Annotated in this window: 26 protein-coding genes and 1 pseudogene; 16 read left to right on the forward strand and 11 right to left on the reverse strand. The window is 40.3% G+C overall.

Features of this window, described 5'->3' with window-relative positions; genetic code table 11:
- The first annotated feature begins 15 nt into the window (after positions 1–15).
- The 4 genes from J7E37_RS16445 to J7E37_RS16460 all read left to right on the forward strand — a co-directional run bounded on the left by J7E37_RS16445 (position 16) and on the right by J7E37_RS16460 (position 4,922).
- Positions 16–1,209, forward strand: coding sequence for a DHH family phosphoesterase (locus J7E37_RS16445; protein ID WP_215025211.1), 1,194 nt, complete (start codon positions 16–18; stop codon positions 1,207–1,209).
- 291 nt (positions 1,210–1,500) lie between these two features.
- Positions 1,501–2,670, forward strand: coding sequence for a D-alanyl-D-alanine carboxypeptidase family protein (locus J7E37_RS16450; protein WP_215025214.1), 1,170 nt, complete (start codon positions 1,501–1,503; stop codon positions 2,668–2,670).
- Between the two features lie 144 nt (positions 2,671–2,814).
- A complete protein-coding gene (locus J7E37_RS16455; RefSeq protein ID WP_214781362.1) occupies positions 2,815–4,203 on the forward strand; it encodes an alkaline phosphatase in 1,389 nt (462 codons plus the stop codon).
- 65 nt (positions 4,204–4,268) lie between these two features.
- Positions 4,269–4,922 carry a DUF4352 domain-containing protein gene (locus J7E37_RS16460; RefSeq protein WP_215025217.1) on the forward strand — a complete coding sequence of 218 codons (654 nt, stop codon included), beginning with the start codon at positions 4,269–4,271 and terminating at the stop codon, positions 4,920–4,922.
- A 187-nt stretch (positions 4,923–5,109) separates the two neighbouring features.
- Here J7E37_RS16460 and modB read toward each other — a convergent pair whose 3' ends face one another.
- The 3 genes from modB to J7E37_RS16475 all read right to left on the reverse strand — a co-directional run bounded on the left by modB (position 5,110) and on the right by J7E37_RS16475 (position 6,977).
- Positions 5,110–5,766, reverse strand: a complete 657-nt coding sequence (gene modB / locus J7E37_RS16465; protein ID WP_215025220.1) for a molybdate ABC transporter permease subunit — start codon at positions 5,764–5,766, stop codon at positions 5,110–5,112.
- Positions 5,767–5,771: 5 nt separating this feature from the next.
- Positions 5,772–6,545: a molybdate ABC transporter substrate-binding protein gene (gene modA, locus J7E37_RS16470; protein WP_483297220.1), complete on the reverse strand. Its 774-nt coding sequence runs from the start codon at positions 6,543–6,545 to the stop codon at positions 5,772–5,774.
- 180 nt (positions 6,546–6,725) lie between these two features.
- A complete protein-coding gene (locus J7E37_RS16475; RefSeq protein ID WP_192471703.1) occupies positions 6,726–6,977 on the reverse strand; it encodes a YkuS family protein in 252 nt (83 codons plus the stop codon).
- A 103-nt stretch (positions 6,978–7,080) separates the two neighbouring features.
- On the opposite strand from J7E37_RS16475, the gene J7E37_RS16480 reads away from it, so the two are divergent.
- Positions 7,081–7,215, forward strand: a complete 135-nt coding sequence (locus J7E37_RS16480) for a YuzL family protein (protein WP_192471704.1) — start codon at positions 7,081–7,083, stop codon at positions 7,213–7,215.
- A 60-nt stretch (positions 7,216–7,275) separates the two neighbouring features.
- Here the strand turns inward: J7E37_RS16480 and J7E37_RS16485 are convergent, their stop codons facing one another.
- Entirely contained in the window at positions 7,276–8,895 is a 1,620-nt protein-coding gene (locus J7E37_RS16485) for an ABC-F family ATP-binding cassette domain-containing protein (RefSeq protein ID WP_215025226.1), read from the reverse strand.
- A gap of 304 nt (positions 8,896–9,199) precedes the next feature.
- Between J7E37_RS16485 and J7E37_RS16490 the strand changes: the two genes are divergently transcribed.
- A complete protein-coding gene (locus J7E37_RS16490; protein WP_023627787.1) occupies positions 9,200–9,337 on the forward strand; it encodes a hypothetical protein in 138 nt (45 codons plus the stop codon).
- Positions 9,338–9,467: 130 nt separating this feature from the next.
- On the opposite strand, the gene J7E37_RS16495 is transcribed toward J7E37_RS16490, so the two are convergent.
- Positions 9,468–10,067, reverse strand: coding sequence for an SCO family protein (locus J7E37_RS16495; protein WP_215025229.1), 600 nt, complete (start codon positions 10,065–10,067; stop codon positions 9,468–9,470).
- A 188-nt stretch (positions 10,068–10,255) separates the two neighbouring features.
- Between J7E37_RS16495 and J7E37_RS16500 the strand changes: the two genes are divergently transcribed.
- Both J7E37_RS16500 and J7E37_RS16505 read left to right on the forward strand, forming a co-directional pair.
- On the forward strand, positions 10,256–10,654 hold the full coding sequence (locus J7E37_RS16500; protein ID WP_251009714.1) for a CidA/LrgA family protein: 399 nt from the start codon (positions 10,256–10,258) through the stop codon (positions 10,652–10,654).
- Positions 10,655–10,667: 13 nt separating this feature from the next.
- Complete coding sequence (locus J7E37_RS16505) at positions 10,668–11,315, forward strand: LrgB family protein (RefSeq protein ID WP_251009715.1); 648 nt, start codon at positions 10,668–10,670, stop codon at positions 11,313–11,315.
- Between the two features lie 46 nt (positions 11,316–11,361).
- Here the strand turns inward: J7E37_RS16505 and J7E37_RS16510 are convergent, their stop codons facing one another.
- Positions 11,362–12,024 (reverse strand): Crp/Fnr family transcriptional regulator, encoded by a 663-nt coding sequence (locus J7E37_RS16510; protein WP_215025309.1) that lies wholly within the window; start codon positions 12,022–12,024, stop codon positions 11,362–11,364.
- Positions 12,025–12,548: 524 nt separating this feature from the next.
- Between J7E37_RS16510 and J7E37_RS16515 the strand changes: the two genes are divergently transcribed.
- Together J7E37_RS16515 and J7E37_RS16520 are read left to right on the forward strand one after the other, a co-directional pair.
- Positions 12,549–14,477, forward strand: coding sequence for an endonuclease MutS2 (locus tag J7E37_RS16515; protein ID WP_215025233.1), 1,929 nt, complete (start codon positions 12,549–12,551; stop codon positions 14,475–14,477).
- Positions 14,478–14,783: 306 nt separating this feature from the next.
- Positions 14,784–15,620, forward strand: a complete 837-nt coding sequence (locus J7E37_RS16520; protein WP_251009716.1) for a formate/nitrite transporter family protein — start codon at positions 14,784–14,786, stop codon at positions 15,618–15,620.
- Between the two features lie 188 nt (positions 15,621–15,808).
- Here the strand turns inward: J7E37_RS16520 and J7E37_RS16525 are convergent, their stop codons facing one another.
- On the reverse strand, positions 15,809–15,979 hold the full coding sequence (locus J7E37_RS16525) for a XapX domain-containing protein (RefSeq protein WP_192471710.1): 171 nt from the start codon (positions 15,977–15,979) through the stop codon (positions 15,809–15,811).
- A 207-nt stretch (positions 15,980–16,186) separates the two neighbouring features.
- Here J7E37_RS16525 and J7E37_RS16530 point away from each other — a divergent pair, with 207 nt between their 5' ends.
- The 3 genes from J7E37_RS16530 (at position 16,187) to J7E37_RS16540 (ending at position 17,895) form a co-directional block, all read left to right on the forward strand.
- Positions 16,187–17,365: an MFS transporter gene (locus tag J7E37_RS16530; protein WP_215025236.1), complete on the forward strand. Its 1,179-nt coding sequence runs from the start codon at positions 16,187–16,189 to the stop codon at positions 17,363–17,365.
- Positions 17,366–17,511: 146 nt separating this feature from the next.
- On the forward strand, positions 17,512–17,715 hold the full coding sequence (locus J7E37_RS16535; protein ID WP_214781378.1) for a YozQ family protein: 204 nt from the start codon (positions 17,512–17,514) through the stop codon (positions 17,713–17,715).
- Positions 17,716–17,736: 21 nt separating this feature from the next.
- A complete protein-coding gene (locus tag J7E37_RS16540) occupies positions 17,737–17,895 on the forward strand; it encodes a hypothetical protein (protein WP_214781585.1) in 159 nt (52 codons plus the stop codon).
- 33 nt (positions 17,896–17,928) lie between these two features.
- Here J7E37_RS16540 and J7E37_RS16545 read toward each other — a convergent pair whose 3' ends face one another.
- The 4 genes from J7E37_RS16545 to yhfH form a co-directional block, all read right to left on the reverse strand.
- Positions 17,929–18,960, reverse strand: coding sequence for a class I SAM-dependent methyltransferase (locus J7E37_RS16545; protein ID WP_251009717.1), 1,032 nt, complete (start codon positions 18,958–18,960; stop codon positions 17,929–17,931).
- A gap of 339 nt (positions 18,961–19,299) precedes the next feature.
- Complete coding sequence (locus J7E37_RS16550; protein ID WP_215025242.1) at positions 19,300–19,548, reverse strand: transcriptional regulator SplA domain-containing protein; 249 nt, start codon at positions 19,546–19,548, stop codon at positions 19,300–19,302.
- 138 nt (positions 19,549–19,686) lie between these two features.
- Entirely contained in the window at positions 19,687–19,857 is a 171-nt protein-coding gene (locus tag J7E37_RS16555) for a hypothetical protein (RefSeq protein WP_192471715.1), read from the reverse strand.
- Positions 19,858–20,699: 842 nt separating this feature from the next.
- Positions 20,700–20,831, reverse strand: coding sequence for a protein YhfH (gene yhfH / locus J7E37_RS16560; RefSeq protein ID WP_214781383.1), 132 nt, complete (start codon positions 20,829–20,831; stop codon positions 20,700–20,702).
- A 338-nt stretch (positions 20,832–21,169) separates the two neighbouring features.
- Here yhfH and J7E37_RS16565 point away from each other — a divergent pair, with 338 nt between their 5' ends.
- The 3 genes and pseudogenes from J7E37_RS16565 to fdhF all read left to right on the forward strand — a co-directional run bounded on the left by J7E37_RS16565 (position 21,170) and on the right by fdhF (position 25,774).
- Entirely contained in the window at positions 21,170–23,329 is a 2,160-nt protein-coding gene (locus tag J7E37_RS16565; protein WP_215025245.1) for a PAS domain S-box protein, read from the forward strand.
- A 384-nt stretch (positions 23,330–23,713) separates the two neighbouring features.
- A pseudogene (locus tag J7E37_RS22515) lies at positions 23,714–23,872 on the forward strand (hypothetical protein); the annotation flags it as partial.
- Between the two features lie 24 nt (positions 23,873–23,896).
- On the forward strand, positions 23,897–25,774 hold the full coding sequence (gene fdhF / locus J7E37_RS22520) for a formate dehydrogenase subunit alpha (protein ID WP_353050031.1): 1,878 nt from the start codon (positions 23,897–23,899) through the stop codon (positions 25,772–25,774).
- Positions 25,775–26,131 lie beyond the last annotated feature (357 nt).

The raw sequence follows: 26,131 nt of genomic DNA on the forward strand, positions 1-26,131 counted from the left end.
ACCAAGGAGGAAAGTATGTACCGTTTATTTACGCATAATGACTTAGATGGAGTGGCCTGCGGGATTTTATTCAGGCTTGCGTTTGGTGAAAAGGCCGATGTCCGTTATAATTCTGTCTCTGGACTTAACTTCCAGGTGGAGAAATATTTTGACAGAATGAATGAGCGCATGAAAAAGGAGGACCACCTTTACATAACCGATTTATCTGTTAACCATGAAAACACTAAAAAAATCAATCAGTTTGTTAATGAAGGTGGAAAGGCGAAGTTGATTGACCACCACAAAACTGCCATGCATTTCAATGAATACAGCTGGGGCAGGGTAAAAGTGGAGGATGAATCCGGGACGCTGACTAGTGCAGCATCACTCGTATATGACTATTTAGTCCAGGAAAATCATCTGGTTAAAAATGGATCTCTCGACGAGTTTGTTGAGCTTGTCAGGCAATACGATACCTGGGACTGGGATATCCTTAAGAATTACAAGGCAAAGAATTTGAACGACCTGTTTTTTATGGTTTCGATAGAAGAATTTGAAGACCGGATGGTACCTCGTCTGACATCTGGAGATCGTTTTGATTATGATGATTTTGAAACAAAACTGCTTGAGATGGAAGAAGGTAAAATCGAGCGATACATCAGGAGGAAAAAACGGGAAATTATCCAGATTGAAACAGATGGACTATATGGAGGCGTCGTTCACGCGGAATCCTATCATTCGGAATTGGGGAACGAGCTCGGCAAGGAATATCCACATCTTGATTATATAGCGATTATGAATTTAGGAGGAAAGAAAATAAGCTTCCGGACAATACATGATGATGTGGATGTCTCTGCCGTAGCAGGCGAATTTGGCGGGGGCGGACACGCTAAAGCATCTGGATGCTCCATGAACAAAGAAGCTTATAACCGCTATATTGAACAGGCTTTTCCGCTGGATCCAATCAAGCCGGACGCCTTTAGAAATACTTATAATTTAAAGGACTCCAAAAATGGATGTCTGTATGAGAATCGAGACAGGGACTTATATCTGATTTATACGGATGGTACCCATTATTTCGTTCAACAGGAGAGCAAGGAACGGCATGGGCCCTTTGACGGTTTTGAATTAGCTGAACGGTTTGTAAAAAGGGAGTATGGAGCCGCTCTTGCCAGGGATGATGTATATATTTCCTATCTGGAAAATATCGTTTTCAACGGAAGGAGTTGAGGGGGAGAGGGTCTCAAAACCTCAGTCAGTGGTAATGAATTATAGTTACATTTAGGTCACCGATGACTTTTTATGGTGACCTGTTTTAATGGTTTAGGGACGTAATTCTTAAAAATCTTCATTTCCCCTGCGCCAGTAAGCTTCATTGGTTCATAGGAGCAGACCCGGAGTTTTTTTATGTTTACAATCTTTTCAGATTATTCCAGTTTAATTAAAAAATTATAACACTAAACATCTTTCGACAGAATTCTGCTAAAATAAGGGAGAGATTAGGATACTGGAAGTGGTATGATGAGGAAGTTTTTGGCCCTATTTATGTTGTTATTGTTTAGCGTGTATCTTTCCGCCGGATTCGTTAAGGCAGAGGCAGATAATCCTGTTTTAACTTCTGAAGCCGCCGTTTTGATGGATACGCAGACGGGTGCGTTATTATTCGGAAAAAATGAAGAAACAAAGATGTATCCTGCGAGCTTGACGAAGATTGCTACAGCCATCTATGCAATTGAAACAGCTGACCTTAATGAGCTAGTCATAGTAAGTGAGGAAATAGAGAATATCGATGGAACAAGGGTTTATCTCAACCCGGGAGAACAGGTTTCATTGAGACAGCTGATCCAGGGTATGCTTATTAATTCAGGAAATGATGCTGCACTGGCAATTGCCATCCATTTGGATGGTTCGATGGAGAGCTATTCAAAAAAGATCAATCAGTTCCTGGAGGCAAATATTGGCGTAGAGGATACTCATTTTGTCAACCCGCATGGTTTGTTCAATGAAAATCATTATACAACAGCCAGGGACCTTGGCTTGATCTTAAACTATGCGATGAACAATCCGGATTTCCGGGAGATTTTTGGCACTAAGCAAGTAGATTGGGATGGAGAGTCATGGGATACGACCATTCACTCTCACCATCGTATGCTAAAAGGTGAAATACCATATGATGGAATAACAGGGGGAAAGACGGGCTTTGTAGACCAATCCAAACAAACGCTTGCCACCACAGCTGATAACGGCCAGTTGAAATTGACGGCCATCCTGCTGAAATCAGAATACAAACGGAAAATTTATGAGGATACTGCCAAGCTATTCGACTATGGTTTCGCTGCTTTTAAGTCCTCACAAATCAAAAAAGGGGAAACCTTCGCAAGCGGAAATCTGAAGTTCAAAGCAAGTGAAAACCTCCTTTTTACTGAACCGATTGAAAATGGCAAGAGAGTCGTGGACAAAGACGGAATTTTAAAGATTCATAATAAGGATGGGGAAATAATCCAATCTATCGAACTTAAACCCCTGATTGGAAAAAAACCTGAAGTGAAAAAGGAGGCCGCACCAGAGCCGAAACAAAGCGGCCTGCTTTCCATCAATACTTTAATAGGAGCTGTAGTGTTAGTGGCGGCAGCGGGAGTGTGGATGGTCAATCGGAAACAAAAAAAGAGCAGAAGATTTCGAAGCAGGTGAGATATCGCCTGCTTTTTTGTTTTTTCGAAAAAGTGAAATGACATTAACGAAAATTCAATGTTTTTTTACATTCTATTAATATGAGATTAATAGATTCCCATTATATTAAGAGGCGTAGTATATAAATTTTCTGGAGGTCTTGAAATGATTAAAGCAAACTTTAAAAAGAAGATACTCCCGATCGCTGTCCTATCAACAGTAGCGTTCGGCAGTTTAGCAGGAACGTTTGACGCTAAAGCAAAAAATGAAGCAAAGGAAAACTCTGCTGAAATCAAGAATGTTATTTTCTTAATTGGTGATGGAATGGGGGTTTCCTATACATCGGCTTACCGTTATTTGAAGGACAACCCTGAAACTGCTGAAGCTGAAAAGACAGAATTTGACAAATACCTTGTAGGCAGCCAGATGACTTACCCGGAAGACCCTGAACAAAACGTAACTGATTCTGCTTCAGCTGCAACAGCGATGTCAGCAGGGATCAAAACTTACAATAATGCAATCGCAGTAGACAATGACGGAACAGAAGTAAAGACAGTTTTGGAAGCTGCCAAGGAAAATGGCAAAGCTACTGGCCTTGTAGCTACTTCTGAAATTACACATGCCACTCCAGCTTCTTTTGGAGCGCATGATGAAAGCCGCAAGAATATGAATGCTATTGCTGATGATTATTATGATGAATTGGTTAAAGGCGAGCATAAAATCGATGTAATGCTTGGCGGGGGAGTAAGTAACTTTGTTCGTAATGACAGAAACCTTGCAGAGGAATTCCAGAAAGATGGCTATAGCTATGTAACGAACAAGCAAGACCTGCTAAATAACAAAAACGAAAAGGTACTTGGCCTTTTTGCACCAGGTGGAATGGATAAGATGATCGATCGCAATCAAGAAACTCCATCCCTCGAAGATATGACAAAAGCAGCAATACAGCGTCTGAACAAGGATAAGGATGGTTTCTTCCTGATGATAGAAGGCAGCCAGGTCGACTGGGCTGGACATGACAACGATATTGTGGCTGCCATGAGCGAAATGGAGGATTTCGAAAAAGCATACATAGCAGCAATCGAATTTGCAAAGAAAGACAAGCACACATTAGTTGTTGCGACTGCTGACCATTCAACTGGCGGATATTCAATTGGTGCTGATGGAATCTATAACTGGTTTGGAGCGCCAATCAAAGCTGCAAAACGCACACCAGATTACATGGCTGCAGAAATTGCTAACGGTGCTGATGCAGAAAAAACATTAAAGAAATATATTGACTTTAAATCTGTTGGCCTGCCTGAGTTGACTGCGGAAGAAATTCAGACCGTAAAAGACGCAACTTCAACAAAGAAAGCCAGAGACATTGACAACGCTATTGAACAGATTTTCGATAAACGTTCCCACACTGGCTGGACAACTGGCGGACACACTGGTGAAGACGTGCCTGTATATGCATTTGGTCCTGGGAAAGAGCGCTTCTACGGACAGATCGACAATACTGACAATGCGAAAAACATTTTTGATATCCTTGCAAACGGCAAAAAAAAATAATGAATTTGAAAATCTCCCGCGGAACCCTGGATCTGCGGGTGATTTACTGAAAAGGGGTTTTCAAAATGAAAAAATATTTGCAGTTAATGCTGGCTGTTTCACTGCTGACAGGCTGTTCATTCGCACAGGCTGATTCAAATGAGGAGTTGAATCCTGTTGAAACTATTGCAGAGAAACCAATAAAGAAAAGGACAGAAGTATATGTACCGAATCCGCAAGTTACGGATGACAGGGAACTGAAAAAAGCAGGGGATTATTTGATTGACGATAAGGGAGAATTAACACTTAAGGCGGTAAAAGAAGTCAATAAAACATTCAATCTTAATGGAATTGAATATAAAATTAAAGATATTAAGTTAATGCATTTTATTCCTGATTACAGCCTGATCGATTTCTTCCATGCATACACACATCATGAGGAGTTTGATTTTATAAAAATTGGCGTAGAAGTAAAAAATCATTCCAATGAAAGCTATCATTTTGGGCCTGTGGCAATGGTGAATATCAATGATAGAATCCACAAGACGTGGGAAGACGATTTTTACCTGGAAGAACTACATGGAGAGATTTTATCCGGACAAACGAAGCAAGGGAATCTCGGGTTTATCGTAGAGGAGCTTGAAAACCTTGATAAAGTGGAAATCCTCTCAGGCGACCTGGCTGATAAGGACAAAAAGAAAATCGGGGAACCTATCAACCTTGTTGTAACTTTTGATTAAAAGGTTAATAGTTTATAATATACCCTGTTTTTTTCTAAACGGAGAGTTTATATACTGCTTTAGAGTCTAATAGAATGCAAGAAAGCCATGGAAGGTCCATGGCTTTTTCTATACAATTTGAAGGGATTGGAAACCACCAATCAGAGGGTATATCTTTTCGTTAAACCAGATTATCGATATGCTTCTTTCATTGTTTTAATAATGAAGTCGAAAGGAGCATAAGGAATGATATTCCCACCATGGCAATTACCCATAGCCAGGCTGACTGCATATTTCCTGACTCAAGCGCTACATAGATTGCTGTTGGGGCGGTCTGAGTCTTGCCGGGCAAGTTGCCGGCAAACATAAGGGTTGCTCCGAATTCCCCTAGGGCCCTGGCAAAGCTTAAAATGAGCCCCGTGATCAATGTTTTTGCTGATAGGGGTAGAGTAACATATAAAAAAACCTTCCACTCATTTGCTCCATCTACTCTTGCCGCTTCCTCCGCTCCAGGGTCAATTGACAGAAAGCCTGTCTTGGCTGATTGATACATCAATGGAAACGCAACGACAGAAGCAGCAATAACAGCTGCCCACCAGCTGAAGATAAGGGGACTGCCAAAAACATGTTCAATCATTCTTCCGATTGGACTATTTATGCCAAAGACGACAATCAGTAGAAATCCCACTACAGTTGGAGGGAGTACTAAAGGCAATGTCAACAGCGTCTCTACAGCTGTTTTGCCAATGAAACGCCTCCTTGCCATAAACTTTGCAGCAAATATGCCGAATAAGAACACGAATACTACCGACACCGAAGCAACCTCAAGGGAAAGTTTAATCGGACTCCAGAAATCACTGCTCATAAAAATCAATCCAATGCTGCTTTAAAGCCATATTTTTTAAAAATGTTCATTGCTTCTTGTCCATTTAGGAAATTGAAAAAGTCGATGGACTCATTAGGATGCTGAGTCCTTGCAACTACACCAACTGGATAAACAATAGGATCGTGAAGTGCTTTTTCATTCAAAGGGATAATCCTAATTTTATCGGAAATCAGTGCATCTGTTTTATAAACAAAGCCAGCATCGACATTTCCTGTTTCAACATAGGAAAGAACCTGGCGAACGTCCTTAGCAGGAATAACTTTTTGCTCAAGTTTTTCCCATAAGTGCAACGATAGCAATGCTTGTTTCGCATACATGCCGGCAGGCACAGATTCGGTAGTGCCCATGGCAATTCTTTCAATATTAACGCTAGTCAGCGATTCAGCTGAATCTATATCCTTGTTTTCTTTCTGTGTGATCATTACAAGTTCGTTTCTGAGCAGTCTTACGCTGTGTTGTTGATCTATAAGCTTTTTGGAAAGTAAATAATCGAATTTATCCTCAGCCGCGGAAATAAACAAGTCTACCGGGGCACCCTGGGAGATTTGCTGCTGCAAGGAACCGGATCCGCCAAAATTGTAGACCACTTTAATTCCTGGATTCTGTTCCATATATAGTTGCCCGGCTTCTTCCATGACTTCCCGGAGGCTTGCTGCGGCAGAGATAGTCAGTTCAATTTTCCTTGGTTTACTGGCATCTGCACATCCTGAAATGAAGAGTAAGAGGGCTGTGAGAAGAACAATATGTAATTTCCTCAATCCTGACATCCTTTCAAACAGTCCTTTTTAAACATATACAATAGATATAACTGATTATATCGAAATTAGAATCATCCTACATACAGAAAATATCACAAGTTGGTGAAAATATCATGAATTAGGGGTAGGAAAAGAAAATAGGGGCAAAAAAAAACTGCCTGATCGGCAGTTTCATAAGTATTATTGATTCTGTCCGGTTTTTTGATCAATCTGCCTGCAAACCTCATCTGCGGAAAGCCCGTTTGCCTCAATGACTGATCCTTGTGTTGAAACATCCTGCATCCCCATGACGTTTGAGTCTATTCCAGTTACAACACAGCAGTCACAGCCTTGAGCATCTGCTTCTGAGCGTAACTCGACGACATCATGTCCTCTTTCACGCAAGGCTTCAGAAATGTTTGTTAGTGATTGTTCTACACCTACTCTTGCCATCAATAACACCTCCTCACTAATCTAAGTTGTCCGCCAGCAGTATAAAATATTCTTTTCGCAAGACAATATTAAAGAAGACTATTTGTAAAGTGGAGGGGTATTTATGAGCAATAAAAGAAAAAAGGATCCATCGACAATAGGGTTGAATTCATCCCAGGTTGAAGGGCAGGGGACAACGGTGAGTGAGACAGGCAGCAGAACCGCTGCTTCTTCAAGAAAGAAACAGAAAAAAGATTAAGAAAGTTAATGTCCAAGCTTTAAAACAGAGAAACCCTCGGGAAATTCCCGAGGGTTTATATTATGCGTACATTTCAGCAATTTGCTTTTGCAGTTCTTCATCTTCAAGGTATTCATCATAAGTCATCTGCTTATCAATCAACCCTAAAGGAGTGATTTCCATGATCCTGTTCGCCACAGTTTGAACGAACTGGTGGTCATGGGATGAAAAGATCATTGAACCTTTAAAATTGATCATGCCATTATTCAAGGCAGTGATGGATTCAAGATCCAGGTGGTTAGTTGGCTCATCCAATAGAAGGACGTTTGCTCCAGATAGCATCATTTTTGACAGCATGCAGCGGACTTTTTCGCCACCGGAAAGTACGCTTGCTTTTTTCAATACTTCTTCACCGGAGAAAAGCATACGTCCAAGGAATCCGCGAAGGAAGCTTTCGCTGTCATCCTTTGGTGAGAACTGGCGGAGCCAGTCAACCAGGGTCAGGTCGCAGCCTTCAAAGAACTCAGAGTTGTCTTTAGGGAAATACGCCTGAGATGTCGTTACACCCCATTTAAAAGTCCCGCTGTCTGGCTCCATTTCACCGGTAAGGATTTTGAACAATGTCGTAATCGCGATTTCGTTTTTCCCAACAAGCGCAATTTTGTCATCTTTGTTCATAATGAAGCTGATATTATCCAAAACCTTTACCCCGTCAATCGTCTTGGTAATTCCGTCAACTCTTAATAAGTCATTGCCGATTTCACGGTCGGGAGTAAATCCAACGTATGGATATTTACGGGATGATGGTTTGATATCATCCAGAGAAATCTTATCAAGCAGTTTTTTACGGGAAGTAGCCTGCTTGGATTTAGATGCGTTTGCACTGAATCGCGCAATGAACGCCTGTAATTCCTTGATTTTTTCCTCTTTCTTGCGATTAGTATCGGACTGCATTCTCAAAGCCAGCTGGCTTGATTCATACCAGAAATCATAGTTGCCGACATAAAGCTGGATCTTGCCAAAGTCAAGGTCGGCAATATGGGTACATACTTTATTCAAGAAGTGACGGTCGTGGGACACAACGATAACTGTATTCTCGAAGTTGATTAAGAATTCTTCCAGCCATTGTATCGCAGCGATATCAAGGTGGTTGGTAGGTTCATCGAGAAGGAGAACATCCGGCTTGCCGAATAGTACCTGTGCAAGAAGGACCTTTACTTTTTCTCCGCCGCCGATATCAGCCATTTTTTTATCATGAAGCTCCTCGCCGATTCCAAGGCCTTTAAGAAGAATCGCTGCTTCGGATTCTGCTTCCCAGCCATTAAGCTCAGCAAACTCACCTTCAAGCTCGGCGGCCTTCATGCCGTCTTCATCTGTGAAGTCTGCCTTCATGTAAATTGCATCTTTTTCCTGCATGACTTCATATAAACGGGCATGTCCCATAATGACGACTTTCAACACTTCCACATCTTCGTACTCAAAGTGGTTTTGTTTCAGTACTGCCATCCGCTCACCAGGTGTCATTGAAACATTTCCTGTTTGCGCTTCAATTTCTCCTGATAAGATTTTAAGGAAAGTCGATTTGCCTGCACCATTGGCTCCAATCAGGCCATAGCAATTTCCCGGTGTGAATTTAATATTAACATCTTCAAAGAGCTTGCGGTCACCATATCTCAAGCCAACATTTTGAACTGTAATCATTTATTTAGTAGCCTCCATTAATATATATCCCAAAGATTATAACATGTTTAAATGCTATGAGCGAATGAATGGAACATTTTTTTGTTTAATGGTGTTTTTATAGGGAACAAAATGGGAAAAGGCGAGTGTAGTAATTAATGAGAAAATTTGTTTCTTATTTATCAAAATGTATCCGTAGTGTCTATTGGGAAATATGCGATTATTTTTTATAGCTATTGTCAATTTTTTTGCTCATTTTCACACATATTTCATATTTTTCATGTAAAATAATATTAGATAAAGATGGTAAAAGGAGTTTTTGAAAATGGCTAAAAAGCAGCTGGTTGATTTTGTTAACCGTCTAAAGGAATCAGGGATAAAAGTCAGCTTCACTAAGCCAAAATCAGAATTTTTTTCCCTGCAAAAAACAGAGAAACATCCCACAACAGTGAATTCGCATTAAGAGATAGGCGTGCTTATCATTATACAGATTCGGCCTTCAAGAAGTATTAAGACAGATATAATGAAAAGTAAACAATTAAACTAAATTGAACAGCAAAAAAAGCGGTGCATTCAACCGCTTTTTTTGTGTGCTATAACTCATCCATTATATCTTCGAAAACTTCATCTTTATTGAAATCTTCCCCCATCGGGAATTTTTTTATGAATTTATTGTTTTTATCAATCAGGTAAGTAAATGTACTATGGACATAGAACCCGTTCCCTGGATCACGATACTGGAACTGGAATGTATCGGCAACCTGTTTGATTTTCTGTTGCTCTTCTAAAATGTCGGCTGGATCGCCTGTCAAGAAAATCCAATTCCCATCATTTTTAAGTCCGAAATTGTCCATGTATTTTCTTAAAACTTCAGGGGTATCCCGGTACGGGTCAATTGTAACAGTAACAAACTGAACTTCCTTACCATATACTCCTTCTTCGTTCAAGTCTTTGCGCAGCAGGTTCATTTTTTGTGTTGTCGTTGGGCAGATATCAGGACAATGAGTATAGATGAATTCCACAAGTTTGATGGTCTCTGTTTCTTCTCCAAAAGTATAGTGTTCTTCATCCATGGTTACGAGCGTGATGTCCTCTGGAATCTGTGCATTGGCATCCCTGATTAGAAAGAATGAAATTCCCGATGTAATGCCTATTAATACAATTAGTGAACTGATAAGATAGATTTTTTTCATAACACAATCCTCCCCCTTATAAAGATATAAAAAATATGAGGAAAATCATATGGACATTGTGTGAACTATGTTTAATATGGCACTTTCAAAAATAAATAAGTGAATATTCTTGAAATGTGATGAATGAGATTTATAATGAAATGTAAAAACATTTTCAATGTCTATGGGAATACAAAGGGGAATAAAACTTGAAAGCTGATAAAATTTTAAAATACCTATTGCAAATTGCAGGGTTGATCCTGATTAATAAAACTGGTTTTTATATTGTAGAGTTTTTCGAACTGCGTATTCCAGGGAATGTTTTAGGAATGATCCTTCTTTTCGTGCTGTTATGGACGAGGGTAGTCCGGCTTGAATGGTTTGAAGGCGCGGCGGATTTTCTCGTCAGGCATCTATCTTTCTTTTTTGTACCGATTTCAGTTGGTTTGATGACTCTCGGGGGAATTATCGCAGAAAATGGGATTCAACTTGCGGTTATTTTAGTTTTGAGCGCTATTGTAGGCATGGTGTTTGCGGGAGGCACTTCACATGTCCTGGTAAAGCGAAAAGGGGGGGAGAAAGCTGGGAACTCTGCTCACGATCTTTAGTATTCTCATAACATTGCTTGCATACCTTCTCGCCAGGAAGGCTGCTGGCAAATATCCATCTCCGCTGACTTCCCCGGTATTTTTGAGTACAGCGATTGTAATTACCGTGCTGCTGTTGCTGAACATATCTTATAAGGATTATGAACCAGCAAGTGAGATTATGACCTATTTTCTGGGACCTGCTACTGTGGCATTAGCAGTACCATTATATCGCCAAAGAAAAGTCATTTCTGCTTACGCAGTTCCGGCTTTGTCCGGTCTGATTTCAGGTATCGTCTCGACCATACTCTCAGCTGTGTTCATAGCTTATTTGCTTAACTTATCGGATTTGATCCTAGTTTCTTTGACAATCAAGTCTATTACAATACCTGTAGCTTCAGAGGTTGCCAGGATCATCGGGGCAGACTCAATTTTGGTTGCTGCGTTCGTCATGATTACAGGCATGCTTGGGGCGATGATTGGCCCGTTTCTTATGAACATCATGAAAATCGATGACCCTTTTTCAAGAGGGTTAGCCATCGGAACCATTGCTCACGGAATTGGAACAGCAGAAGCCGCCAGGGAAGGAGAGCTGCAGGGCGCAGTTTCAGGTGCAGCAATGGGAATGGCCGCTATAATAACTTCGTTGTTCCTGCCAATAATTCTCCCGGTATTTTTGTAAGGATGCATATGAAAAAGGAAACCTCCTCTGGTTTCCTTTTTCACATTTATTCAATATTGCAATACTCGATTGGACAATTTTCACAGTCGATTTGTTGTTTTAAGTAGTTCAGGTTATGGATGATAATTCTTTTCTTGTGTATCGAGATGATTCCTTCATCCCGCAGTTCACCGAGCATGCGGCTGACGCTTTCCCGCGCGGTTCCACAGTAGTTAGCTAAATCCTGGTTCGTGATTGGTACATTAATGTGGATGCCATCCTCCTGTTTAGTGCCATAACTATTGCTTAGCCTGATCAATGTAGAATACAACGCTCCTTTTTTGCCGTTCAAGACAAGATCGCGAAATTTAGTGATGGTTCTTCGAATATGGTCATTCATCCACTTAAGGAATTGGTACGCAAGCTGGCTGTTATTGAATAATATTTGTTCCAGATTTTCAATATTAACAGCTGCTGCTTCACCATCTTCAACTACTCGTGCATTGAATAAGTATCTTGGGCCTGCTGTAAAGAGAGTTAGCTCACCTACAATGTCGTTTTTTTTACATAATCTTAAATACAATTCTTTTCCTTCGGCGTTCATTTTCGAGATTTGTACCTTGCCAGACAGAATAACATACATCTCCTTTGCTTCCTGCCCCTCGCGGAATAAAAAAGTTCCTTTCTTGAATTTAATGATTTTTTCGGATGCTTTTATTAATTCGCTCATCTCATAAGTAAGGCTATTTTGATTTTCCTGGCTGGCCACGCAATCTCCACCTTTTCCGTCCGTTGTTTAAACCTAATTTAAAATGAAATATAAACAATAGGTCAATAGAGAAAATGTGAACAATCTTTTTTGGACCTATTGTTTCTATATTTATAACTTAATTGGATAAATGTGGTTGACTATCCTGATGAAATGGAAGTATTCTATTGTAGAAGAAAATTTTTTTATATTTGGGAGTATGTTTTATGTTAGGTGCCGTTCTTAACTAAACCGTTAATTTCATACGGTCAATCCGGATTTTTTAATAGGCCTGCAATGGGTTTATTTAACTATGCGCGGGATTGAATGTTAAGAACAATGAACATAGTAAAGCATGCTTGATATCCGTAAGCAGAAGCTGTGTCTTTGTACACAGCTTTTTCTTTTGGAAAGGAGTGCCTGCAGCCGTGTCTGCGAGGCATTTTAGAAGCCGCTGTGGACTTGTTCCAAAGCGGCTTTTTATATTTTTAAAGGAGGAAACTAACTTGAACGAACAAACATTTACAGTTCTTGGTTACGACAAAATAAAGGGTGAAATCGCTGGATTTGCTTTAACTGAATCAGGCCGAATAAAAGTAACGGAAATGCAGCCTTCCGCCAATCTGAAGCAGATCACATCATGGCAGGAGGAAGTTTATGAAGCAGTTGAAATTCTCAGGATTAGTACCAGTGTTCCGATCCACGGTCTTGAAGGGATGGAAACAGTTCTTAAGGGATTTAACAAAGGAATCCCGCTTCGGACAGAGCAACTGGCGCTGCTGCTTTCCTTCCTGGAAACCTGCAATAAGATCCGCCGTTTCATGAAGGATAAGGAGTTTGCCGCTCCAAGAGTTTCTCAATATGTCCAGGGAATCGAAGAACTGCCTGAACTTGCTGCTGAGATACAAAGGTGTATTCGGAACGGCCAGATTGATGATTACGCATCTAGGGAACTATTGAGGGTCCGGAAACAAATAGGAATCCAGGGAGAACGTTTAAAAGAGAGGCTTAACCAGTTGTTGAAATCTGCAAAAATAAAACCACTTCTTCAAGAAGCTGTTATCAGCCAAAGAAACGGAAGGTATGTTGTTCCTGTAAAGAAGGAATATCGCGGCAAGGTAAGAGGAGCGGTCCTTGATATATCGGCATCAGGCTCAACTCTTTTTATCGAACCAGAAGAAATTGGCTCATTCCAGGACCAGATGGAGTGGCTTTATTTAGACGAGCAAGCTGAAGTGGAGAAAGTACTGTTTGCCTTGACTGGTCTGGCTGAGGGAAAAGAGAAAGAAATCCGGATGGCCATGGAGACGATGGTTCACTATGACTTCCTGTTTGCAAAAGCAAAATATTGCAGGTCTATTGACGCAAAAAAAGTTGCAATTATTGATGACCCTGTCATTTTATTCAATCAAGCGCGCCATCCGCTGCTTGGTGAAAAAGCGGTTCCATTGAATATTGAAATTGGAACAGATTATCATGCTCTTGTCATTACCGGACCGAATACAGGCGGGAAAACCGTATCCATCAAGACAGCGGGGCTGCTTTCACTAATGGCACAAAGCGGACTGCTTCTGCCGGTAAGCGGGGGGAGCACTGCGGGAATTTTTCATAAAGTGCTTGTCGATATAGGAGATGGGCAAAGCATCGAGCAAAATCTGAGCACCTTCAGTTCCAGGATTGTCAATATAAAAGAGATCTTGAAGGACGCCAATGACAAGTCACTTATCCTTCTTGATGAGCTGGGCTCAGGGACTGACCCGGGAGAAGGGATGGGACTAGCTACAGCCATCCTTGAGAGCCTGAACAATAAGGGGGCGACTATATTTGCGACAACGCATTACAGCGAGATTAAAGACTTCGCTGACAATCATGAGGATTTCATGAATGGTTCAATGGAATTTAATCTTGATACACTTAAGCCTACTTATCGTCTGCGGATCGGAAAGGGTGGGGAAAGCCAGGCTTTTGCAATTGCGCTAAAACTGGGCATTCACCCCAAGCTGCTTGAACGGGCTCATGAAATAACCTACAAAGCAGAGCATGATTACACTTCGTTATTTGTGGATGATCCTGCTGCCTTGATAGAAAGAGAGCAGCAAATCACAGCAAACAGACATAAAAGACAGAAGTCTTCCAAGGTTTCAAAGAAGCAAGTGATAAAATTTGAAATGGGTGATAGTGTTCATGTATTAAACACTGGGGAACTGGGCGTTATTTATAGTGGACCAGACATTCAGGGGAATTACCTCGTCCAGGTCAGGGAGCGAAAAGTCGAGGTGAATCATAAACGCCTAAAGCTGAACTTGCCTGCGTCTCAGCTTTATCCGGAAGACTATGATTTCAATATTATTTTTGAGTCCAAAGAGAACCGGAAGCTGTTGAACAGAATGGATAAAAAACATATCGAAGAAAGTGTTATACGTGAAGATACTTGAATCCAACCGGGGGAATTTATATATAGACTCTGCTAAAAGGGCCTTTTTAACAGAAGGGCTCTTTTAACGTTAGCACAATTCTGGTATAAGGATAGATTATGCCAAACACCTAAGGGGTTTCCCCTATTCATTTATAGGGTTAAAAGCCTGCTCTTCAAAGAAACCCTCTATAATGCAAATGAAAACGCTTCGAAAATGGACATAAACAGTTCATGGTGTTAGCTATTAACAAACTCTGATTTCGGGTTTAAGATTAATCTATCAGTAAAAAATGTGACTTTATTCACAAATAGAGGAGTCTTAACAATGAGTGAACAGCCAATGGAACTAGCCATCAACACTGCATTAAAAAAGAAAGAGTATCTCAGTGAATCAAAGGGTAAGTACCTCATGCGTGCAGCGCTTGCTGGTGTGTATATCGGCTTTGGCATCATGGTCTCTTACCGGTTGGGTGAATATTTTTTTGATGCACATTCAGCAGCAACACCTATCGCCAGCTCGATCTTCTTCGGATTGGCACTTGTCCTGATTTTGTACGGCGGTGGAGAACTGTTCACAAGCAACACAATGATGATGACAATCAGCTCTTTGAAAAAAGTAACGACGTGGAAGGATACCATAGAAAACTGGATAGCATGTTATTCCGGAAATCTAATTGGAGCATTTTTCTTTGGCATTCTAGTCATGCTGTCGGGAATATTTTTATCACCAGAAAAAACACAATATATGATGGAAACTGTAAGCATGAAAATGAATACACCGGCTTATCAATTGTTCTTTCGTGCTATCCTGTGCAATTGGCTTGTTTGCCTTGCTGTATGGGTTCCATTTAGTATAAAAGGAGATGCAGCAAAAATCGGAGTCATAATGCTTTTGGTCTTTGCTTTTGTTGTCTCAGGATTCGAGCACAGCGTGGCAAACATGGTCCTCTTTTCGATTGCGCTTCTCGTACCGCATCCTGAAACAATCAGTATTGCCGGCAGTTTGTACAACCTCGTGCCTGTAACCTTGGGAAATATAATAGGCGGAGGCTTTTTCGTTGGCACTCTCTATGTATACCTTAATGCGAAAGGGACGGCGAAAGAGGAAAGCCAAACTGCAGACCGGACAGTATATCGACAAAATGCCTTAAAGCGAATGTAAAAACAATAAAAAATCCGCGGAGCTGTCCGTGGATTTTTTGTTTTCGCTTTTCGCTTTTCGCTGCATTGACAGTTCAATTTAAGCATATTCATGCAGTCTTATTCCTCTTGGCTTGGGGCCTATACGGATATGTGATTTGAAGTGCCTGAAGTGAGGTTTACAGAAAGAGCCTATGCTTAAGCAGCCTATCAACCTTTAAAGGAATTCAGAATCCACTCTCCAACAACTCCGCCTAAATAAACTCCTACAATTCCAAGTACACCTGCAAGAACTGGAGGTGCTGGAAGAGGAAGCTTCAGGAATTTAAAAAGGATACCTACTACTAAACCAGCAACTAAGCTTAAGATGATTTCTTTCATGTTTTCACCGCCTCTTTTGGCAAGATGGTTAATGAATTTTTACAGTGAGCAGACGTCTGATCACATAGCAACATTATTTTAACATGAGGTTGATGAAATGAAAACGCTTTATTCATTCTTTTATAATGCATGAAACAAAATGATCTATTCTTATATTAAAATAGTGGTAAAATATAACTCAATAACGCGTCAGTACGGAGGATACAAATGGACATGCACGTTAAGCGCAATATCTTTACTTTGCAAGGCTTTTATCTTTTTGTTTTTTTTGGCATAGGCAGTTTATTTCCTTTATTAAGTGTTTACTTAAGTGAAGTTGAAAATTTAAATGGATATCAGATTGGGATCATCCTGTCCATTGGTCCAGTCATTATGATTTTCTTCCAGCCGTTTTGGGGAATGCTTGCTGACATGAAAAATGCCCATAATATGCTCCTGACTTTAACTACCTTGATAACAGGTGTTGCCGCTTTGGGTTATGTTTTCTTCGATGGATTTATTTCGTTCTTGATCATCGCAACGCTCCTCGCGATTTTTCAGAGTGCAATCATACCTTTATCAGACAGTATTTCCTTGAAGTACACTAGCAAAGCAGGAGTCAATTATGGAAATGTCCGATTATTTGGTTCACTGGGATTCGGACTGGCGGTTTTTGTAATGGGCCGGTTGTCCGAGTGGAATCCACAAGTGATATTTTACGCTTTTTTCCTGACATTATTGATCTCGGCATCTTTTTCATTGAAAATGCCCAAAGAACCTTCAGGACGGCCAATAGGGCTATTCGCAGGCATGAAGGATTTAATGCAGATGAAGAAGTTTCTAATTTTCCTTGGAGTCACATTCATGATTTTCGGTCCTAATTTGGCCAATAACTTTTACTTCAGTCTGTTTGTGGAGGACCGTGGCGGCACGTATACTGGGATTGGTATCGCCTTTCTTATTGCAGTGTTATCTGAAATTCCATTTATGAGGGCTGCAGGAAGCTGGATTCGTAAATTAGGGCTGCTTCAGGTCGCTTTTATTGCAGCGATCGTTTCATTAATTCGATGGATTTTCTATTTTACAGAACCTTCTTTATCTCTTGTTTACGCCTCAGCTATTATCCAGGGCTTTTCTCTTGGATTGTTCATTCCTGCAGGTTTGCAGTATATTCGGGATATTACTCCCCTGCATATTACTGCAACGGCAGTAACGATATACTCGGCAGTCGGCAACGGATTAGGCAACTGGTTTTTCACATTCTTCGGCGGCATCATTTTTGAAGAATTCAGTATTTATGGGGTGTACTTATTTTTTGCTGCACTGACTTTAATGGGAGTTTTGCTGACAGTCTGGTTAATAAAGGATGAAAAAAGAGATCATTCGAAACAGGTTGCTGCAAACTGAAAATTTTGTTATAGAGTATTCCAGAAACCCTGTCCTTCCTTATAGAAGGGCAGGGTTTGTTTTTTGTTTCTATAAGTATTGAAAACAGAAGTATGGATTTAGGATTTATATCAAAAAATAATCTAAGTACGAAAGGAGGGACTTTCATGAGAGAGAATAAAGGTAAAAGTAATGGGCTTGCAGGGCGGATGTATGATACATCGGATTATCATAAAAATGACGAACTTTCGCAAGGGCTTGCAATGACACATGAGCAGGCTAGTGACAGTTATGTAGAAGGGGAAGTCGGCGGAAAAATTGAGCGCTCATCCGGAGCTGAAGATGAACTGAACAACAGAGGTTATCAGTAAGCAGGAAACGAGGTGTCCTAAGTGTCGAATAAAGGTGAATTTCAATCCAATCGAGATCAATACAAAATGCCGGATGCGTTAAAACAAAAGAAGGATTTTGTCTATCGAGTTGGCTATACTTCTAGCACTGGCAATCAGACGAATAACGAAGAAGAACCGGTCAAGAGATCAGATTTGTAAATCGTACAGGCCCTTTTGGAAAAGGGCCTGTTTTTATCTGGGACGTGCGATAATCCCGTTATGGACTTTTATATAACCATGTCTTAAGATATCCAAACCATTCTCGTATAAATACAGCCCCATCTGCTCTACGGTCATCAGTTCCCTGTAAGTGTGGTTCATGACATCGGCCATGATTTCATAATACAGTTTGGATTTTAACTGAGCTCTTGGCGTGGTCATGATAATATATCCACCTGTTTTCAGGAACTTCTTATGCCAATCCACGACTTCGCTTTTTAATGTATCCGGGAAGTGCTCAAGCAACCCTACACTGAGGACGATATCAAATTCATGGCCAAAAGGAAGGTTGCGAATGTCTTCAACAATGTATTCAGTCTCAAAATCACTTTTATGATAGACTTTATTGCCTCCTGTTGAGGGATTTGTTCCGAGAAAGGGATAAGTGTCAGGAAAATCCCTAAACCTCGTATCCTTGCAGAAAGGATCATAATCCACAAACACAATGTCACCGCCTGGATACATGGCACTTAGCTGCATTGCTTCGTAACCTTCAGCGGCTCCCAGGAAGAGGATTCTTGGCTTTATTAAATCAAGTCCTTCGAACAATGCGCGTTTGCCCCTTGGGTCCCAGATGCCGTCCTCAATCCGGTGAGCGTAGTTCCACAGGTGGATTCTGATCAGTTCACCTAATGCAGACTTTGTTTCATTCAGTTTGAAACCCTTTAAGCTCTCCATGAAATTTTGTTTCGAATTGTCCATTTCTGCAGGAACATCCTTAACAAACCACTCGTGAAACGATTTGTTGAACATTTGCCAGGAGGTGTGTGCGGGCAGACTTTGTTGATTGACTTGCTCCCATTCCTTTTTTTCCTGCGCAAAGGATGTTACCTCGTATGGCCTTCCTGCATCTTTCCAGCGAAGCTGGCTCCAATCATTAACTGTATTCACTTTTACGAACTTATTGTATTCCTTTTCGGAAAAACTCCTGAGGTCCATTCTGTAGGAAGGCTGCAAGCGGGTTTCATTGAGTTTTATTGCAGGTTCAATTTCTAATTGAAGCAATACAGTCACCCCAAACATTTTTATTGCTTACTAAATTCGAGTAAAGAAAGGTAAAACCCTTTAAATTTCTAAAAATTGCAAAAAAGCACACCCTTTGTGGGTGTGCTTTTAGAGGAAAGAGGATTTGCTCATTTAAAGCTTTCCGCGTCGTATCACTTTGTTGGGGGTAAGGGTGCCTTTCTTTAGGTAGACAAATCCTCCTTCGAGTGCAGAGCCAATGACGAGCTTAGAAGATGCTGTTAAAACCCTCATCTTCATCCCTCCTAATTGGAATTGGCTTGCGTAATTGAATTTACCCGTATGAAAAGCTGTTAAAACCTTATATAAAAAGGATGATGGCTAAGAATGATACGGATCCATTGCATCAAAATATGCATTTTCGGCCGCCTCTTGAGTAGCAAAGAGTGCATCATCATCTTCAATTACATGCAAGGTATCATTCAGGAACAGGGCGAACGCGTTAGGATCTTTAGGATGCTGGACAATTTCACCTGCTTTAATGTTAGATACAGATGGTACATGCGGGTTACGGTAGATAACGAAAACTTCATCACCAAACTTCAAATTTTTCGGATCGATTAAATCCAATTGAATACCCCTTTCGATGAGTCTTATAAGTGGTTATGCTTACCTTATTCAAAATTCGGTTTTATCCAGAACCGAGGGTTTTATGAACCGTAAAAATCTTGATATTGCAGGGACTATAGTTTAAATAAAGTAGGCAAGCTATAAATTTTCATTTTGCTGTTTTATTTCATCGCCCGTCAGAATGATATTTCCCGCTTCAAAATCTCTGTGCTCGTCAACTGATCCGCCGGGTACATACCGTTGATTTGGAGTATATGTCGAGCTGAGTAAATCTTTATCCCTTTTTAAATCATCTTTATGAATGTCCATTTTCTCACCCCCTGATAAGGGTAGTTTTTGTATTGAGAGTGAGGATATACTGGGAATTTAATTGAGTGATAATTATTGGAAAGGACACTAATCTGTCACAAATGAAAGGGTTTACATTTGGATATGGTGGTATAATAAAAGTGTAGAAAGAAAGTGATTAACATCTTAGGAGGCTCAACCAATTGTGTTCGTTCCGTAGTGAACGAAAAGTGGTTATTCCTAAAGTGTTTGAAGCTGATCTTCAAAAAGTCAGCATCACCAGCTAAAGGGAAAAGGACCTGTTCACGAAGTTAACCTAAAGAAAGTTCTTGACCTTCCGATGGTTCAATTCAAAAGGGAAAAAGCAAGAGTCCAGCCTATAGTAAATGTACGTTGGAAAGAAGCTTTTTACCAACAGAGTATCAATAGTTACTTGGAAAGGTGCCAGCTTATTAGGAAGTCAACAAGTTTCAGGTGAAACAGTCGTAGTAGAATATTTCCTTCATAGCAGCTGCCATTCAAATGGAGTGGTCAGTAGGGATGCATGACCTAATTGGAGAAAAGACGCAAACACACTAGCGAATAATGAGTCTCTCGGTGATTATACCGAAAAATGTGTTTGTAAAGGGACGTCATAAAACAGGGAAACCTTTTTTAAAAGACACCCTTAATGCGGAACAAGCACTCATCGGCTATAGTAAGAGGATCATACAACTCAATAGTTCCAAAAATGTTTTGGGCTGATGCTGGTTGGGTCTCCTAAGATGTTAAAGAAGAAGCTCGATATGAGCTTCTTTTTTCTTTGCAGTCCTTTCTGGATTATATAAAAAGGCACCTTTCAGCTTTGAAGGTGCCTTTTCATATTACTCCTCTTTTTTCGATAAACAACGGTCGCATTCCATTAAATATGATTCTGCTTGTTCCTGCATTCCCTCACCACATTCAGGGCACACCTTCTTTGGTAACTTACGAAAAAACTCAACCGGACTCATCATATAAAACTCCTCCTTTTATAGTACAATTTATGTTTTACTTAACCTGTTATAGTACAGTATAAACATAATTTGAAAAATTGTGTAGCCTTTTTTTGAAAAAACTAAAAAATAGGTGTTTGTTCATATAATCAAATGGGGGTATTGGTTAATAAAAGGCAAATCAAATATTTATTTGGAATTCTGCGCCATGAGCAGTCACAGAAGAGGCTTTTCCAAAAAATTCAAGAGTCAACAGATAAAAGTGACAAAATTATTACATTTTATTTAATAAATCCTTTTATTCTTTTCTGATTTAACATACAATCGAAATGAAACTTTAAATGGGGAATGATGCCTAAATGGATAATCCGGAATTATCCTTCAATCCAATACTGCTGCTAGTAGCCATTTTATTGACAGTCATGTCATCTTATACAGCACTCGATTTATTCAGTCTGATCAAGTCTTCCGATCGAAATAAACGATTTCTGTTTTTAGGCGGGACATTTTCGCTTGGTATAGGGATTTGGGTTATGAACTTCTTTGGAATGCTTGCTCTGAATCTCAATGGCACGGTCTCTTACCGTATTTCAATAACAGTCTTATCGATTATCCTGGTTATTTCTTTCACAGCAATGGCGTTCTATACAATGACTGGCAAGACAATAAACAAGATCAATTTGATTGCAGGAAGTTTGTTCATGATGCTTGCAGTCCTGGTTGTCCATATCCTGGGAATGTACTCAATGAAATTAGATTTCAGTTATGAGCCTTCCATTTTACTGATTGCCCTCCTTCTTGTATTTGGATCATTCTATTTTTCCTTTTGGATGCTTTTCTTTTCGAAAAGCTTCACTCAAGGAGATCATGGATGGATTAAACCATTAAGCGCTCTTGTCGTTACTGCTGCAATTGTTGAAGGTCATTTTCTCCTAACAAGGGCTTCCTCAATTAATATGAGGGACGGGGTAGTAGAACAGACCGGGATCCCAGAGTCGTTAATCAGTTATTTAATTGTTTTTATCTCTGTGCTCATCCTTGCTGGTCTAATCGGTTCAAGTGCGTTGATCAGCAAAAGGCTGGCAGTTTCTGATACAAACTTAAAAGATATTACGGATGCTCTTAATTCATCGGCGATTGTTGCCATTACAGACCCTAAAGGTAATATCACCTATGTTAATGAAAAGTTTATTGAGATTTCAGGTTACAGTGAAGGAGAACTATTAGGTCAAAATCACTCGATCTTGAATTCTGGACTTCATGCGAAGAAATTTTTTAAGGATATGTGGAAAATAATTGGTTCCGGTGAGGTATGGAAGGGTGAAATCCGGAATAAGAAGAAGGATGGTTCTTATTATTGGGTTGATACCACGATTGTTCCATTCTTGAATAGTAAAGGCAAGCCATATCAATATGTCTCTATTCGTTCAGATATAACTCAAAGGAAGCAGGCAGAGGCGAGCCTAAAAGAAACGCTGAAAGAGGTCAGTGATATCAATTTTGCCCTCGACCAATCCTCTATTGTTGCTTTTACTGACGAAAAGGGGATTATCAAAAGTGTGAATGATAAATTCTGTGAGATCTCTAAATACACCAGGGGAGAATTGATTGGTAATGACCACAGCATATTGAATTCCGGATTGCATTCCAAAGAGTTCTTTAAAAACCTGTGGAAAACCATTGGATCTGGTCAGGTTTGGAAAGGGGATATCCGAAACAGGGCAAAAGATGGTTCATTTTACTGGGTGGCTACCACCATTGTTCCTTTTTTAAATGAGAATGGGAAGCCATATCAGTACCTTGCAATACGTAATGATATCACAGAGAAGAAAAAATCTGAGGAAATGCTTCACCGCCAGGATAAGCTTGCTGCTGTTGGCCAGCTCGCGGCTGGTGTTGCCCATGAAATCAGAAATCCGCTGACATCGATGAAAGGATATGCAGAATTCCTGCAGCTTGATGAAACAGACCCGCAACGCCAGGAGTTTATTGAAATCATCCTTGACGAAATTGACAGAGTCAATAATATTGTTGAAGAGTTCATGGTACTTGCAAAACCTAAGGCTGTGGAGCTTGAGGAACATAATATCATACCGATTGTCCAAAATGTAGTTTCTATGCTGAAATTCGAAGCAAGAAAAAGGAATGTCAAACTGGATTTTGCTGCTACCGAGGAAATTATCCAGATCGAATGTGATGAAAACCGATTGAAGCAAGTATTCCTGAATTTTATAAAGAACGGAATCGAAGCAATGCCTGAAGGCGGAGATTTAAAAGTAAGAACTGAAATACAGGATGACAATGTCCTCATTTCCATCAAAGATACCGGTGTAGGAATTCCTCCAGAAACTTTGAAGAAGATTGGTGAGCCGTTTTATACCACCAAGAAAAATGGAAATGGACTCGGCTTGATGGTCAGCTTCAAGATCATTGAAAGCCACAATGGCAAGGTTTATATCGAAAGCGAGCAAAACAAAGGAACAACTTTCAAAATTATGCTCCCGGCAAAAACTGCATAGCGTTCATTACGAAAATAAGGCAGGAGTTAACTCCTGCCTTATTTTTTTATAATTAAGCTGTTTTCGTAAAGATTGTTAAAATCCTAAAGCCAATTTTAACGTAATATAAAGCCATTTGCTGGTCGGTATTAAATTTGTATGCTCTTCTCATAAAAGAGTCAACTTAGCGAAGAAAAATTGGTCATTCAACCCTATTTTGCAGTCAATAGCAACAAAGTTCGAGAAAAGAGCCTTTAATTAACAACTTCTTGTCTGATTAGCTAAATTTGTCGGTGAATTGTCAGAAATATGACAAGAAATATGATGATTTTTTCACATTGCAACGATAATTTAGACTACTATGAAACTAAGGGGAATATTAAATAGAATGCCGGAGGGGAAGCTATGTCATCGATTAGCCATGTAAAGACGGTCTGTGGTTATTGTGGAACAGGCTGCGGTTTAATATTGGATGTAGAAGATAATAGAATTGTGAAAATCAGAGGAGATAAGGACGCACCTGTAAATAAAGGACAAACATGTATAAAAGGTGCTTTTGCCTATCAATATGTCCATGCTCCGAAAAGATTGAATACACCTATGATCAAGAAAGCAGGAGAGCTGGTAAAGGCTACCTGGGAGGAAGCGTATAATTACATAGCAGGCCGATTGACTGGAATCAAGACGGATTTTGGTCCAGAATCCATATCGATGTTTGCCTGCGCACGGACTACCAATGAGTCGAACTACGTTACCCAGAAGTTCATGAGGACTGCTATCGGAAGCAATAATATTGATGGCTGTAACAGAACCTGACATGCTCCTAGTGTCGCCGGTCTGGCGACTGTTTTTGGAAGCGGTTTCCCAACAAATACATTGGAAGATATCGATGAGGCAGAAGTGCTTTTACTTATGGGTTCCAACACGACGGAAGCACATCCAATCATAGGAAACAGAATAAAAAAAGCTGCCAAGGGCGGTCTCAAAATAATTGTCATTGACCCAAGAAAAATCGACATGGTCAAGTTCGCTCATAAACATCTGCAAATTAACGTCGGTACAGATATTGCGCTGATCAACGCGATAATTCGAATCATTATCAAAGAAAAGCTGTATGACCAAGGATTCATTGGCAGGCATACTGAGGATTTTGATGTATTGCTGTCAAAGGTCGAACGCTATACACCAGAATATTCTGCAGAAATCACCGGTTTGGCGCCAGAAGATATCATTGAGGTTGCTCACCTGTATGCAAAGGCCAGCAGGGGGATGATTGCATACACACTCGGTATTACTGAACATCACTGTGGAGTGAACAATGTATTCGATATCGCTAACCTTGCTCTGCTGACTGGCCAGATTGGCAAAAAAGGTTCAGGCATCATGCCTTTAAGAGGACAGAATAATGTCCAGGGAGCCGGGGACATGGGATGCCTGCCGAACCAGCTTACAGGTGCTGTCAGCATATTGGACGGCGAATACCGTGCACGTTTCGAGAAATTATGGAATATTGAAATCAGCAAAAGAGTTGGTGACACCCAGACGAGGACCTTCGATAAAATTGATACAGGTGAAATCAAAGCATTATATTGTATAGGGGAAAATCCGCTAGTCGCAGACGTTCATATGAACCATACCAGAAGCCTATTGGAAAAACTCGATTTACTCATCGTCCAGGATATTTTCATGACAGAAACGGCCGAAATGGCAGATGTAGTGCTGCCAGCCAAGTCATGGGGCGAAATTAACGGGACTTACACCAATACAGACAGGAGAGTCCAGCGTGTACGCACTGCAGTCAATGCCCAGCCTGGAGTGAAAGAAGACTGGGAGATATTGTGTGAACTATCGGCGAAAATGGGTTACCCGATGGGTTATCAATCAAGCGAAGAAATTTGGAATGAAGTAAGGGAACTTGCTTGGGAGATGTATGGGGGCATATCATATGAACGCCTTGAAAAAGAGTATGGCATCCACTACCCGTGTCCTGATGAGACTCATCCAGGCACGAAAATCCTTCACGAAAGGTTCCATGTTGAAAGTGAAAATGAAAAACGATCCAGTTTTGTACCAGTTGAATTCACACCACCCTTGGAACAGCCCGATGAACATTATCCTTTTACCCTGACAACCGGCAGACGGTATGAGTCATACAATACTCATACACAAACCCGACACTACACAGCAGGGGTGAAAATTAAACAGACAGAGGAAACCCTTGATATTCATCCAGAAGATGCACTTCGCCTTCATATCAATGATGGAGATCTCGTCAGGGTGAGTTCACGACGAGGCACGCTTGACGTAAAAGCAAAAATAACTGCTCAGGTTGTTCCTGGACTCGTGTTCATGAGTTTCCACTGGTCCGAGGTTCCGACCAATGTACTTACACTGAATGAATATGACCCAATTTCCGGTACCGCCGAATTCAAGGCTTGTGCCGTGAAAATTGAAACAATCGGATAGGAAGTATAAAAGCTAAAATCCCGCTCAGGGATTTTAGCTTTTTTGCATGTTGAAATAAAACAATCCATTTCCTGCTCGTGATTGACCTACTAAAGTTTAATGTCATGAAAAGCGAAAATTTTAAAAGGTGAAACTCGAGGGTGCAAGAAAATTATGGGTAGACATGAAAATACTAGAATAATTTTCAAATCAATTAGAAATTATTCCTACGAAAGTTTTATTTTAACTGAATATTCAGTATATATGACATGTTCTCGTTATATTTCTGTTATTCTCGTAATCCAATTTAAATATGCTTGTTCTTTTTGTACCGAAATTCTATGTTACGATAATTCACGTGATAAAAATTAGCCGATG

It is taken from the genome of Bacillus sp. ISL-39 (assembly GCF_018613295.1).
Taxonomy (GTDB): Bacteria; Bacillota; Bacilli; order Bacillales; family Cytobacillaceae; genus Mesobacillus.